Source organism: Oceanospirillum sediminis (genome assembly GCF_014164585.1).
Lineage (GTDB): Bacteria > Pseudomonadota > Gammaproteobacteria > Pseudomonadales > Halomonadaceae > Oceanospirillum > Oceanospirillum sediminis.
In genome coordinates this window covers 24344-37224 of sequence record NZ_JACJFM010000016.1, presented here as the reverse complement: position 1 = coordinate 37224, position 12881 = coordinate 24344, and the positions used below count along the sequence as shown (strand labels likewise).

Annotated in this window: 13 protein-coding genes; 4 read left to right on the top strand and 9 right to left on the bottom strand. The window is 47.9% G+C overall.

Annotation, left to right across the window (positions count from 1 at the left end; genetic code table 11):
• Nucleotides 1–7 precede the first annotated feature (7 nt).
• The 3 genes from H4O21_RS13150 to H4O21_RS13140 all read left to right on the top strand — a co-directional run bounded on the left by H4O21_RS13150 (nt 8) and on the right by H4O21_RS13140 (nt 4689).
• On the top strand, nt 8–2410 hold the full coding sequence (locus tag H4O21_RS13150) for an efflux RND transporter permease subunit (protein ID WP_182809336.1): 2403 nt from the start codon (nt 8–10) through the stop codon (nt 2408–2410).
• A gap of 308 nt (nt 2411–2718) precedes the next feature.
• Complete coding sequence (locus tag H4O21_RS13145) at nt 2719–3804, top strand: AraC family transcriptional regulator (protein ID WP_182809335.1); 1086 nt, start codon at nt 2719–2721, stop codon at nt 3802–3804.
• A 363-nt stretch (nt 3805–4167) separates the two neighbouring features.
• Complete coding sequence (locus H4O21_RS13140) at nt 4168–4689, top strand: hypothetical protein (protein WP_182809334.1); 522 nt, start codon at nt 4168–4170, stop codon at nt 4687–4689.
• A 117-nt stretch (nt 4690–4806) separates the two neighbouring features.
• On the opposite strand, the gene H4O21_RS13135 is transcribed toward H4O21_RS13140, so the two are convergent.
• The 7 genes from H4O21_RS13135 to H4O21_RS13105 all read right to left on the bottom strand — a co-directional run bounded on the left by H4O21_RS13135 (nt 4807) and on the right by H4O21_RS13105 (nt 11003).
• Nucleotides 4807–5163 (bottom strand): hypothetical protein, encoded by a 357-nt coding sequence (locus H4O21_RS13135; RefSeq protein ID WP_182809333.1) that lies wholly within the window; start codon nt 5161–5163, stop codon nt 4807–4809.
• 201 nt (nt 5164–5364) lie between these two features.
• Nucleotides 5365–6108 (bottom strand): S-methyl-5'-thioinosine phosphorylase, encoded by a 744-nt coding sequence (locus tag H4O21_RS13130; protein ID WP_182809332.1) that lies wholly within the window; start codon nt 6106–6108, stop codon nt 5365–5367.
• Between the two features lie 111 nt (nt 6109–6219).
• Nucleotides 6220–6783 (bottom strand): hypoxanthine-guanine phosphoribosyltransferase, encoded by a 564-nt coding sequence (locus H4O21_RS13125; protein WP_182809331.1) that lies wholly within the window; start codon nt 6781–6783, stop codon nt 6220–6222.
• Between the two features lie 118 nt (nt 6784–6901).
• A complete protein-coding gene (gene nagZ / locus H4O21_RS13120) occupies nt 6902–7918 on the bottom strand; it encodes a beta-N-acetylhexosaminidase (RefSeq protein ID WP_255487301.1) in 1017 nt (338 codons plus the stop codon).
• Nucleotides 7919–8245: 327 nt separating this feature from the next.
• Entirely contained in the window at nt 8246–8770 is a 525-nt protein-coding gene (locus tag H4O21_RS13115; RefSeq protein WP_182809330.1) for a L,D-transpeptidase family protein, read from the bottom strand.
• A gap of 84 nt (nt 8771–8854) precedes the next feature.
• Nucleotides 8855–9523: a TetR/AcrR family transcriptional regulator gene (locus H4O21_RS13110; RefSeq protein ID WP_182809329.1), complete on the bottom strand. Its 669-nt coding sequence runs from the start codon at nt 9521–9523 to the stop codon at nt 8855–8857.
• A 250-nt stretch (nt 9524–9773) separates the two neighbouring features.
• Nucleotides 9774–11003, bottom strand: coding sequence for an MFS transporter (locus tag H4O21_RS13105; protein ID WP_182809328.1), 1230 nt, complete (start codon nt 11001–11003; stop codon nt 9774–9776).
• Nucleotides 11004–11133: 130 nt separating this feature from the next.
• On the opposite strand from H4O21_RS13105, the gene soxR reads away from it, so the two are divergent.
• Complete coding sequence (gene soxR, locus H4O21_RS13100; RefSeq protein ID WP_182809327.1) at nt 11134–11616, top strand: redox-sensitive transcriptional activator SoxR; 483 nt, start codon at nt 11134–11136, stop codon at nt 11614–11616.
• On the opposite strand, the gene H4O21_RS13095 is transcribed toward soxR, so the two are convergent.
• Both H4O21_RS13095 and H4O21_RS13090 read right to left on the bottom strand, forming a co-directional pair.
• A complete protein-coding gene (locus H4O21_RS13095; RefSeq protein WP_182809379.1) occupies nt 11559–12401 on the bottom strand; it encodes a class I SAM-dependent methyltransferase in 843 nt (280 codons plus the stop codon). The two genes, soxR and H4O21_RS13095, sit on opposite strands and share 58 nt — an antisense overlap.
• A 39-nt stretch (nt 12402–12440) precedes the next feature.
• Nucleotides 12441–12797, bottom strand: coding sequence for a hypothetical protein (locus tag H4O21_RS13090; protein WP_182809326.1), 357 nt, complete (start codon nt 12795–12797; stop codon nt 12441–12443).
• Nucleotides 12798–12881: the final 84 nt, after the last annotated feature.

The window sequence follows — 12881 nt, the reverse complement described above, 5'->3', positions numbered from 1 at the left end:
AGATCCCATGAGTCGTCGTGACGATATCATCGACCATCATATTATGCATCCTCTGGAAGATTCAGAGGCAGCAGTAGAGAAAGCACTGTTCAGTATGCGTTTGCCGGTTATCCTGCTTTGTCTGCTGGCTACTGTTTTTCTGGGCTGGAAGGCCACTCAGATGGACGTCGATGCCAGTTTTGAAAAAATGATTCCGGCCAATCACCCCTATATCGCCAATTTCCTGGAACACAGAAAAGATCTGACAGGCCTGGGCAATAGCCTGAGAATTGCAGTAGAAACTACGGAAGGGGATATTTTTACGGCAGAGTTCCAGGAAAAACTAAAACAGATCAGCGATGAAGTTTTTTTCATTAACGGCATTGACCGTTCTGGACTTAAGTCGATCTGGAGCCCGAATGTGCGCTGGACTGAAGTCACCGAAGAAGGCTTTGTCGGAGGCACGGTGATTCCCAAAACATGGGATGGTTCAGAGAGCAGCCTGCAACAATTGAGAACCAATGTACTCAAGTCCGGTACTATCGGTTCTCTGGTCGCAAACGACATGAAGTCGGCTATGATTCTGGCCCCACTGTACAGCGTTGACCCGCAGACAGGGCTGCCCATTGACTATCAGAAGCTATCCAGAAATATTGAACACCTGGTACGCGATAAATATCAGACAGACACCATTAAGATCCATGTTACGGGTTTTGCCAAAGTCGTTGGTGATCTGATTGAAGGTGCTGTTCAGGTTGCAATCTTCTTTATCGTGGCCTTGGGCATTACCCTGGTCTTGCTTTATCTGTATTCACGCTGCTGGCGCAGCACGCTGATTCCTCTGCTGTGTTCCGTCGTGGCGGTTATCTGGCAACAGGGTTTACTACAGAGCCTGGGCTTTGGCCTTGACCCTTACTCTATGCTGGTACCTTTCCTGGTATTCGCTATTGCTGTCAGTCACGGTGTTCAGGTTGTTAACCGTATTGCACAGGAAACCGGTGCAGGTCAAGATAAAGTAACGGCTGCTCGCCTGGCCTTCAGAGCCCTTTATATTCCGGGTTTTATTGCCCTGTTCAGTGATGGCCTGGGTTTCGTTACCCTGATGATTATTGATATCGCCGTTATTCAGGATCTGGCGATCTCTGCCAGTGTCGGTGTCGCGACCATCGTGCTGACCAATCTTGTGCTGTTGCCGGTACTGCTGTCCTATAGCGGAGTGAATGGCAAAACAGAACCAGAAGAGAAACCAGGTCAGCAAAATGACAAAGCCTGGTCTTTACTGGCTCGTTTTACCGAGCCGAAAGCAGCCTCCATTGCTATTTTACTGGCCGTCGGCGCTTTTGCTCTGGGCAGCTATTACAGCCAGAATCTGAAAATTGGTGATCTGGATGCCGGTGCTCCGGAGCTCCGGGCAGATTCCCGTTACAACAAAGATAATGCTTTCATTACCGAGAATTACTCGACCAGTACTGATGTCTTTGTGGTTATGGCGAAAACAGCCGACGCCCAGTGTGTCAGTTACGAGACTCTGGCCAGCATTGAACGCTTCCAGTGGCATATGGAAAGCGCTCCGGGCGTACAATCTGTTGTTTCCATGGTCGATGTTGCCAAACGGGGTATTGTTGGCATGAACGAGGGCAGTCTTAAGTGGGCTACACTGCTACCCAATCAGTATGTGCTGAATGCTGCAACCAGTGGAAAGCATGTGCCACCAGGCATGATTAACAGTGCCTGTAACCTGGTCCCCGTCGTTATCTTCCTGGATGACCATAAAGCAGAGACACTGACGGGCGTAGTGGCATTTGCCAAAGACTATATTCAGCAAAACCCGGACACCGCGGTTGAATTCAAACTGGCCGCCGGTAATGCTGGTGTTGAAGCCGCCACCAATATGGTGATCGAAAGCGCTCAGTATGAAATGCTGGCCTGGGTATACGGTGTTGTCAGCCTGTTGTGCTTTGTCACCTTCCGCTCATGGCGCACAGTGGTCTGCATTATTGCTCCTCTGGCTCTGACGTCGGTGCTGTGTCAGGCACTGATGACAATGCTGGGTATTGGCGTAAAAGTGGCCACTCTGCCTGTAATTGCTCTGGGAGTGGGTATTGGTGTTGATTACGGTATTTACATCTATAGCCGTCTGGAGAGCTTCCTGAAACAGGGCTTCAACTTGAATCAGGCCTATTATCTGACGTTGAAAAGCACAGGTAAAGCCGTTGCCTTTACCGGCCTGACGCTAGGCATCGGCGTCGCAACCTGGGCCTGGTCGCCCATTAAGTTCCAGGCTGACATGGGGATTCTGCTGACCTTTATGTTTGTCTGGAACATGCTGGGGGCACTGATCCTGTTACCTGCTCTGGCACGCTTACTGCTGAAAAAGCAGTCGCGCACCCGAAACGATAAAACCAGTCACAACACCAGAGCGCTGGTGTAGATCAAACGCCATAGGTTCAGGCTAAACAAACAGTGATCCTGTGAGTGTGGCCGAACGATCTGTCTTACCTTTTGGCGAGCTTTGGGCGGTACTTTTACCGCTCTTTTTTATCTGTGTTGCCTTCTTAGCTAATGGCCTGACGACTTGTCATCTGATGCTTTTTACCCTGTGATACAAGCAATTAAATTTTGATACTTGCGCCGGTTATCATTATCCGCCACCATTCAAACATATGAATGAATCCTTCAGCTAAGCGTCCATACCCTTGCTCAACAATAATAATTACCTGTAAAAGGCGGAGAATCACTATGATGCGAACGGCAACTACCTTATGTGGGTGGGTGATTGCGATATCCAGAGCCCTGGAAGAATATGACGTTAAAAGTGAACCTCTGTTTGAACAGGCCGGTATTGATCTGGAAACCGCCAGGGACCCGAACAGTCGCTTTGAAGTCACGCGCACATCCCGCCTGTTCCAGCTGGCACAGGAAGCCAGCGGTGATCCGGCATTCGGGCTTATGGTAGGGCGGATGATGCGACCAACATCATGGCATGCTCTGGGGTTTTCTATCTGGGCGGGCAATAATATTCGTGAAGGCCTGTATCGAGTCGTCAAGTACAGCAAAGTATTCACAAATTGTGCTTATGGCGGCTGTGAAGAGTTTGAAGATCGTATCCGCATCTGGGGTAAAGCCTACCCTACTTATGAACCCATTCTGAGTGACGCACAATATGAAGCTTTTATCGCGACGGTTGTACTGACCTGCCGCCATATTTTCCCGGGACGTTTCAGACCTCTGCGTATTGGCTTGCCCAGAAAAATGCCACTCATGGATATGGGCAGTTTTGATCGTATGTTCAAATGTCCGATTGAATTCGACCAGGACACTGTCTGGCTGGAAATTGATAGTCAGATAGCAGATACCCCACTGCCAACAGCAAACTCAGAACTGGCTCAGAAAAATGATCAGATCTGCGCAGAATACATCGCTCGTTTTGACCGTACTGATATCGTGAATCAGGTTTACTATCGACTACTCGAGGTTCTGCCGGAAGGGGAGCCGGATATGGAAACTATGGCGCAAACCATGAATCTGAGCACACGCACCTTGCAGAGGAAGCTGAAAGAACGAGGCAGTAGTTATAAACAGTTGCTGGACAATGTAAGAAAAGAACTGGCTCTGCTTTATATTCGCCAGTCTCACGTCCCTATTGCTGAAATCAGCTACCGTTTAGGCTTTTCCCATGTCAGTAATTTTTCCAGAGCATTCAAACGCTGGACGGGTAAAGCTCCGGCAGAATGCAGGAATCAACTGGAACAGGGACAGGGTGAACAGGAAGTTATTCAGGATCTGACACATGATTTATCACGCAACCTGACTGCAGCGCCTTAATTTTCATCTGAAGCCAGAACAGCGACCCCGAGCGGCACAAAATATGCGTTTTCTGGCATATTATAAATATTCAAACAAAATCAGCCCGTTAAAGCTCGTTTTTTATGCTATAAAAAGCATATAATCTGACAGATGCTCAAATTCCGACTCACGGATCGAGAAAATAAGCAATAATTAATAACAAAAGCGAATACAACCAGAAAGCTGACGGTTGTATTTTCATGTTAGTTATTAGCTTAACGTTACGTGTTGTAAGCAGCATTTACGGAAGCTCAGCACTCTTCGTGAAGCCGTATGATCAGAACAGACTGATCGTAAGAATTTCAGCAAGCGACTATCGAGAAACGAAAACAGGATAAATCCATGAGCCGCCAATATATGACGCTGGGCTTTTACACCGGCTTTAACGATATGTTCCGTCCAACGTTTGACATAAAGGATTATGAAGGCAATGCGGTTTTTGGCGATACCAAAGCCATTAAGCAGCTAGCGAAAGATAAAGTGATTGCGGCAGAAAATGACCGGGAGGGTCTGGAAGAACATCTGAAAAAGGAAGGTGTGCTTCATCCTGATGGTCAATTGATTAGTGGCGTACAAATGGATCGGGCTCTGAGTGATCTGGTAACCATTGATCTGGAACCGTTGGAAGATGAGAAACGTTTCTTTCTGGCCTGGAACACTATTAATAAGATTAAGATCCGTCGAGGCAAACTGATCAAAGATGTAAAGCTGCCTATTGGCACTTTCCAGGAAGGTACGGATATTGTCGATATCAGAAAGAAACTGGCACCTGCTTTCCCTAAATTTGACGTTGCGCAAGCTATTGAAGAGGGTGTCAACAAAATGCTGCTGATTCGCAGGGAAAAACTTCTGAACAACAGCTGAAGATTATCAGAGCAACAGCTCTGATAACACAAATCCGTTGTGATCTGATATAAAAAAGCAGAGTAAGCCTGACTCACTCTGCTTATAATTACTGTGTTTTGTCAGATACTAATCAAATCAGGCACCAGCAATGCCATCTCTGCCTGCCACACCTTTCGCTCCACTGTTGATGCCGGATGCCTGGTAAGGCACACTCTGAACCAGACGCTGAACCTCTCCCTTCATAGCCAGGCAGGAAGCTGTCAGCATATCAGTGCGCTCAAGACGAGCACAGGCGACAAAATGCTCCAGAGTATTGATAAAAAACTGTTCACGAGCATCCTGCCCTGTGACAATTTTTTTCATCGTATCATCCAGTTTCTTTGCTTCATGCAATAAGCTGGCGCGTAATGATAGTGAAACAGGCTGGCTAAGCGCCTGATCAAGATACATAGAAAACTCTGTTATGGCCGCTTTGATTTGTTGTTCTTTCACTTAACTTCTCCCTCTGAAGTCCTGTCGGGCTCATGCCTTATCTATTGACAGAATAAAACTCGGGAGTGACAAGTCAGTGACGACTTTCTGGCTTTTTTATGACGGAGAACAGTCTCTTTAATAACACGGGCTATTAAAGAGACTGGAAGACGATGGGAAAGCAGTTATACGGGAGTAAAATCCGTGTTTTCAGCCCCCGGATCAGACTTCGTCATAAGACTTAATACTGGCCTGTAATAAATCCAGTACTTTACCCATACCATCATGCAATGCCTTTTCAATATCAGCCATCGTGATAATTTCATCCGTCAGGCCTGCAGCCATATTGACCACCAGAGCAACACAGGCATAAGGCAGATCCAGCTCACGGGCCAGCGCCGCCTCAGGCATCCCCGTCATGCCGACAATATCGCAGCCATCGTTAGCCAGACGTCGTATTTCACCGGCAGTTTCCAGCCGAGGACCCTGGGTAGCGGCATAAGTACCTTGCTCCAATGCGGCCAGATCCAGACTCCGGGCATTACCAATCAGAATCTGACGCAGCTTTTCATCGTAGGGCCAGCTGAAATCAATATGTACGACCTCATCCAGATCTTCTGCAAAAAAAGTATGCTCGCGGCCATAAGTGTAATCAACGATCTGATCTGGAATCATAAGCCCTGCCGGTTCACAATCCGGATGTATTCCCCCTACCGCATTCACAGCAATAATCGCACTGGCACCAGCATCTTTCAGAGCCTGAATATTGGCCCGGTAATTCACTTTATGAGGAGGAATAGTATGAGGGTGGCCATGACGGGCCAGAAATAATACTTCCTGCCCGGCCAGCTGCCCTTTAAGAATCTCCCCTGAAGCCTCACCCCAACGGGTATCCGCCTTATTACTGCTGATCACATTCAGCCCTTGCATCCGGGTCAACCCGGTTCCACCAATAATTGCCAGCATAAAATAATCTCCATTTCCTGCCCGGGAAGCAGGACAAATAAAACAGCAGAATAAAAAAAGCCGCAGAACTCAGCTCAGGAGTCTGCGGCTTTTTATGTACATCAGGGAAAATTACATCCCTTTTGGCGCATAGATACCAGGTGCATTACGCAGGAAACCCTGATAATCCATGCCATAGCCAAACAGATAACGGTCTTCAACTTCCAGACCTGTAAAGCTGGCTCTCATACCAGGCTGAGCCTTACGGTCATGCTGCTTATCAACCAGAACAGCACTGTATACCTCTTTGGCACCCTGCTCTTTGCAGTAGTCCAGAATTGCAGCCAGTGTATGACCTTCGTCCAGAATGTCGTCCACAATAATGACTGAACGACCTTCCATGTTCACTTCTGGTGGTACTCTCCAGTACAGCTCGCCACCCGTGGTTTCACCACGGTAACGGGTTGCGTGAATGTAGTCCACTTCCAGAGGAAACTCCAGACGCGTCAGCAGGTGGCCCGTGGTAATCAGACCACCGTTCATTACACAGTATACTACCGGCAGTTTATCACCCAGTTGTTCTGTGATTTCCGCTGCCATTTTGTCCAGAGCAGCGTCAACCTGCTCTTTGGTGCACAGGCAGTCTGCTTCGGCAAACACTTTATTAATTTGTTCCAGGTTACTTTCTACCGGCATTGTTCGTTTTCCAATGTCTGTTGTTTGTTCAGATAATAAAATACACCTGACTGATACAGAATTACTGATCAGTCAGAAAAATTATAAAAGGGATAGCTGTAAGTATAAGAAATAAAAATCAGTTAAGCGCTTCTAACTGGTCGGCGACCCGATTGTATCTTGGATCAGAATCAAGCGAATCCAGACCAGGACGGGACATAACCTGAAGTTCTGCAAGGCGTTGCTGTGAACGTGGGGAAAAATCATAATCTTTAAGGCCATCCAGAACCTGTAAAGCACCTTCCCGGTCGTTACATACCAGTACCATATCACACCCTGCTTCCAGCGCAGCAACGGCTCTGGCACGAAAATCTCCGGCGACATGCGCTCCGGCCATCCCCAGATCATCACTGAAAATAACACCTTTAAAGCCCAGTTTGCGTCTCAAGACATCTTTCAGCCAGAAAGGTGAAAAACCGGCAGGCCTGGCATCAACCTGTTCATACACCACATGGGCAGGCATAACACCATCTAACTGAGCAGACAGTGCCGTAAACGGTTTCAGACAGCTCTGATCAATCTCTTCCAGAGTACGACTATCAACCGGAAGGTCGGTATGAGAATCCGCCACAACATAGCCATGACCAGGGAAATGCTTACCTATCGCAGGCATTCCTGCTTCATGCATACCTTCAATCAGCGCATCCGCCAGCCGGGTAACAATTTCCGGCCGACGGGAAAAAGCTCTGTCACCGATCACTTCACTGACACCGTAGTCCAGATCCAGCACAGGTGCAAAAGTGAAATCAATCCCATAGGCCAGCAACTCTGACGCCATTAACCATCCGGTATCCCACGCCAGCTCCAGCGCAGCTTCCGGATCATCATGAAACAGAGTGCCAATCCGGGCCATTGCCGGAATACGGGTAAAACCATCCCGAAAGCGCTGAACTCTGCCCCCCTCATGATCCACAGCAATCAGAATTTCAGGTCTGATTTCACGCACAGCATGAATCAGAGCCTGTAGTTGCCAGGGGTCACGGTAATTACGGGTAAACAGAATCAGGCCACCCACCAGAGGGTCTGCAAGCAAACGGCGTTCCTGCTCTGTCAGCTCATAACCGTCCAGATCAAGCATTAGAGGACCATGGGCCATAATCGGGATATTCCTGTGTCTTAAGCAACCGAACAAACGTTTTCCTGCAAAACCTTGCCGTATTTTCCAGCCACCGGACTGGAAAATAACGAAATACGCTTGTTCAGATACATATAAATGATTAAACGCGCAAATTTATCAAATAACGGCCAGAAAAAAAATAGCCGGATTAGCAAAAAAGCCATCAACGAATAAATATCTGGCCGGTTTAAGGCAAAATCAGCAACAATATAAAGAAGGCGTTTTATGGCAAATACAACAAAAATCGGATAAACCCGACCAGGTTGCCCGGAACATGAATCTGAGTAGAATCACGATATAACAGGATCAGTCGATATATACCGAAGCCCTGATGGGTATAAGATCAAATAAATTAGTAATATCGCTCATTGTCATACGGATACATCCATGAGACAGAGGAATACCCATCGGCTCTGACGGAGGAGTAGCATGAAAATAAACATAGCGACGCATCGTATCAACTTGTCCTGAACGGTTAAATCCGGGTTCCAGACCACTCAGCCATAGAATACGACCAAGAATCCAGTCCCGTTCAGGGTATCGGGCTGCCAGCGCCTCAGAATAACACTCCTGAGTCCAGCGCCGTCCTACGAACACGGCATCCTGCGGACATCCATCACCAATTTTCGCCCGAATGGTGTGCCAGCCTCTGGGTGTACAGCCACTGCCCTCCTGCTCTCCAGGGCCATTCAGAGCCGTTGAAATACTCCAGTGATCCAGTACCGTATCTTTCTCCAGCAGATACAGAGTCTGTGTCTGAATCTGTACCCGTAACCAGCGATTATTGGCAGCATAAGCGGGCCAGTTATCAGGCAGCTTCGGATTTAACATGATTTAATCCACTTATCTGAAGGCAGAAAAAACAGCCACTGACAAACCAATCCGATCTGTCAGCAGGTCAATAGAGAGATAAAGTCAGGATACTTCGTCCTGCGCACCGGCCAGTTCAGGCAAAGGGGCAGACATACCCGCAGTCACGAAAGGAATTAAACGCTGAATAACATCTCTGACACGAGTGTGTTCACCGTAATCCTGCTCGGCAATATCCTTCAGAGCTTCCAGACTCGACATAGAAAAAATAGCGGCCCCCAGCATAAAGTGCAGACGCCAGAAACGCTCAACGTCAGGCAAATCACTGGAGGCATTTTTTACCATATCGGTAAAGCGGAAGAAGACCGGGCCATACTGATCCTGCAGATAACGACGCATATGTCCCTGAGCCTGCGTGTAGGCCAGGCCCAGCAAACGCATAAAAACAGACAAACCATTTTTAGTCGGGCTCGGCATAGTAATAATGGCGCTGGTAAAGGTCGACAGCACGACATCCAGAGGTATTGGTTGCCCCTGATACTCAGCCTCCAGACGATCCATCTCTTCGTCTATACGAACGGAGAACGGATCCAGATAGCGAGCAAATACAGCCTGGATTAAAGCCTTTTTCGAGCCAAAGTGATAGTTCACTGCTGCCAGATTAACTTTTGCTTTTCCGGTTATGGTTCTTAACGATGTTTCCGAAAAACCTTTCTCAGCAAACAGCGTCTCAGCAGTATCCAGAATACGACTTACAGTATCAGACTGAGCCATGCCCACCTCTCTATCAAACGAATGTTTGAAACATAAAGTGATTCAGACTTAATGTCAAGATCATCCTGTATCCCTTATCTCATACACGGTAAAAAGCCTGTTAATCAGATTATTACGACACCCGTTTTCTGCTACTAAGAACAGATACGGCATAACGGTTACATAGATCTGGCTATCGCCATTACCAGCGCCCACGGCACTGCCAATCCCCCCTTAGCCAACCTATTATCATGACCCTATGGCAGATTACTCAGCTATTTTCAGCAATCAGCTTTATTTGTCTCTGTGTTTTCGCCTGAAACCGGTACATATAGCCTCCAGCCAGCAACATAACCACCGCCGCCACCGCAAAACCATAGTGGGTCAGTTGCCAGGATGACAGCAGCGCAATCAGCATATAACTCAGGCTTTGCATCAGAATAGAAAACATCTTTAAGCCGCCATCAATTCTGCCCCTTTCCTGAATATCTGTTGTCAGATTCATACGATTGATCCGGCTGATTCTGTTGGTGGCATTAAAAAAGCCGATTCCCAGAGTCATCACAATAATAACGACCGGCTCAGTAACAACAGCCATCACACTTAAAGACAGCGCAATCAGTAATACAGATACCACCATCAGGAGGTCAGAGCGAAATTTAACCAGCAGTACAGTAATCACTAACCCGCAAACCATCGCCCCCAGACCATAGCTGGATTTCCAGATGGCAAACCATTCACCGCTGTAGCCCTGCTCGGCCAGAAAAACCGGCACCAGCTTCACCAGATAAGTCAGAACAGGATAAGACAAGCATGACATCGCCAGGAAAATCATTAACTGAGGGTCTCGGAGAAAAATCTTCCGGGTCTCGACTAACTGGCCATGAAAGCTCTGTTCAATATGCTCTCTGAGTTTTCGCAGATAAGGCATGGTGCTGTAGCACAGCGCCGATAAGGTTGAGGCACATAATGCAAATAACGCGAACTGGCTAAGGCTCCATGACTCAAGCAACAGGATTCCGAAGCCGCCGGAGGTCAGCATAACCCCCTGCATCATCACTTCCTGGTATGCACTGATTCTGGGATATTCATCTGGCTGAAAGTTTTCCTGAATAAACGCCCCGGTTGTATTCCAGGCCAGATCAGCCGACACCCAGAATACCAGCTGAACAGCAGCAATACTCAGTATGCGGGCCAGATCACTGACCTCTGCAGGCAGGGTGAACACAATCAATAAAAACAGCGCCGCGATGGCCTGAGCAAGCTGTACTATCACCATGATCATTTTTCTTGAATAACGATCAACGGCGGTGGAAAAGAACGGGGTCAGCAAGAACGAACACAGGGTACAGATCAGTGCAATAATAGCCACGACAGAACCATTATTACCATCTTTAAGCAATATCCAGGGCAGAGCCATCATTAAAAGCCCTGCCGAGATACCTTCAAAAAAGCGTCCGGCTAATAGCCGGGCGACTCTGGGTTGCAGTAAAAAAATCATTATTGGCTTCCTGTTTATTTCTGATCCATGTATGGTGGGAGCCAACTCTAAAACCTCAGGTTAACCTGAGGTCAAGGGATAATTTAATCCTGCACTCCCATCGGTTATTCAGCGACAGGAAACCAGTACGATGTCAGTAAAAAAACGTCCGGAAAAAGCGATGTCCGTCGGGGCAGTAGCCTCCAGAGCAGGAGTTACCATTGCAACACTGCATTTTTATGAAGAGAAAGGGCTGATCCGAAGCTGGCGCAATAATGGCAATCAACGGCGTTTTGACCGGGAGGTGCTTCGTCGCATCGCCATTATAAAATCAGCCCAGCAATTAGGGTTTACTCTGGAACAGATCCGGCAGGCCCTGGCTAATTTGCCTGTTGAGAAAGCGCCGGACAAATCAGACTGGCAGAAGCTTTCAAAAATCTGGCGTGCGGAGCTGGACCGGAAAATAATGGAAATGACCCGGCTCAGAGATGAACTGGATCAGTGCATTGGCTGTGGCTGCCTGTCATTAGCGTATTGCCCGATCAGAAACCCGGACGACCAGTTAGCAGAATACGGTCAGGGCGCTGTCAGCTGGCTGGATTTGCCGGAATCCGATTCAGACGCGCAGTCCTGACGCCAGTCATCCTCATATTGCTGCAGTACCTTATGCCTGCGGGATAAAAGGTGTTCTCGGGCATCTCTGTCACTGGCAAAAGGCCCTGTGCGACACAAAGCACAGTAGTCTCCAGACTGAAGACCATGCTGCAGCCAGGCAGGATAATTTAACGACGCTTTCAGCTGACGGGATTGATCCAGGCTCCAGTAATAGCTCAGCCCTTTGGTGTCTTTCACATGTTTATCCCGGTCAACATTGCGCACTTTATAACCGGGAAATTCATCAGACTGAAAGGGTAAATAGCCGAGATAGTGCATGTCGGTATTTATCGCCAGTGAATACTCAAGATTCCACTCACGATACGGCTTAACATCTTTTGACGTAATGATCGCCAGTCCGGCTCCTTGCGGGTCAAGAAAGAAACGCTCGCAGTGAACCAGATACTGTCGAAGCAGACGCCGATTCAGCAGGTTTGTACTGGCTCCTGCAGCTTTTTCCATGAACTCTTCTTTTGAGCGAAATCCAGGCATCAGAGGAAACTGGAAAATCACTGCATCAAACTGATTAAGCGACAGCCCCTGCCAGCTATCCGGGCAGGTTACATCAAACCCGGTCAGCACGTCGCACTGCAGAGCACGTAAATCCTGATAATGCTGATCGCCGTATTTCTCTGTAATTTCAGCCAGAGAATCATAAGCGGTCGCGGTCAGATGCCGGGGTTTAACCGTCTGCATTAATGCCAGAGAAAAAGAAAAGTCACCGTCACCGATGGTCAGGATTCGCCAGTCAGAATTCAGATACATGCAGGCCAGTACTCGCAAAAAGCGTGCATTATGCAGCAATCACCGGGTTAACGGAATAATGGCACTGGATCTTTCATCACCTTTCAGAGCACAGAATTCCTGGCTGATTCCATCGACCCAGGTCACCACAACATTAAAGCCCATACCCGGTTCATGGTTGAGTAATAACGCTCTGTCTTCTCCTCCCGCTATTCTGAAAGTCTGGATAGAAGACTGCCCGTTACTATGACCGAAATCCAGCCGGATGCTTTGTATCAGCTGATCACTGCCATTATGGAAAACCACCTGCATACCATCGGATTGATTAAAAGAGGGAAATAGCACGGAGTGTACAATCAGGGCGGATACAGCACCCAGAATAAAGATAGTCAGCGGATGTCGCCATTTGTCAGACATAAAAAAGGGCTCCGTAGAAACTCAGAGCCCGGCATTAAATCAGAAAGCCCAAATATAATCCAGGGGCTCTTCAGATATATTAGC

What these genes read in the sequence shown, in the direction of transcription:
- H4O21_RS13150 (WP_182809336.1), top strand. Translation starts at nt 8, where the DNA reads ATGAGTCGTCGTGACGATATCATCGACCATCATATTATGCATCCTCTG.
- H4O21_RS13145 (WP_182809335.1), top strand. Translation starts at nt 2,719, where the DNA reads ATGATGCGAACGGCAACTACCTTATGTGGGTGGGTGATTGCGATATCC.
- H4O21_RS13140 (WP_182809334.1), top strand. Translation starts at nt 4,168, where the DNA reads ATGAGCCGCCAATATATGACGCTGGGCTTTTACACCGGCTTTAACGAT.
- H4O21_RS13130 (WP_182809332.1), bottom strand. Translation starts at nt 6,108, where the DNA reads ATGCTGGCAATTATTGGTGGAACCGGGTTGACCCGGATGCAAGGGCTG.
- H4O21_RS13125 (WP_182809331.1), bottom strand. Translation starts at nt 6,783, where the DNA reads ATGCCGGTAGAAAGTAACCTGGAACAAATTAATAAAGTGTTTGCCGAA.
- nagZ (WP_255487301.1), bottom strand. Translation starts at nt 7,918, where the DNA reads ATGGCCCATGGTCCTCTAATGCTTGATCTGGACGGTTATGAGCTGACA.
- H4O21_RS13115 (WP_182809330.1), bottom strand. Translation starts at nt 8,770, where the DNA reads ATGTTAAATCCGAAGCTGCCTGATAACTGGCCCGCTTATGCTGCCAAT.
- H4O21_RS13110 (WP_182809329.1), bottom strand. Translation starts at nt 9,523, where the DNA reads ATGGCTCAGTCTGATACTGTAAGTCGTATTCTGGATACTGCTGAGACG.
- H4O21_RS13105 (WP_182809328.1), bottom strand. Translation starts at nt 11,003, where the DNA reads ATGATTTTTTTACTGCAACCCAGAGTCGCCCGGCTATTAGCCGGACGC.
- soxR (WP_182809327.1), top strand. Translation starts at nt 11,134, where the DNA reads ATGTCAGTAAAAAAACGTCCGGAAAAAGCGATGTCCGTCGGGGCAGTA.
- H4O21_RS13095 (WP_182809379.1), bottom strand. Translation starts at nt 12,401, where the DNA reads ATGTATCTGAATTCTGACTGGCGAATCCTGACCATCGGTGACGGTGAC.
- H4O21_RS13090 (WP_182809326.1), bottom strand. Translation starts at nt 12,797, where the DNA reads ATGTCTGACAAATGGCGACATCCGCTGACTATCTTTATTCTGGGTGCT.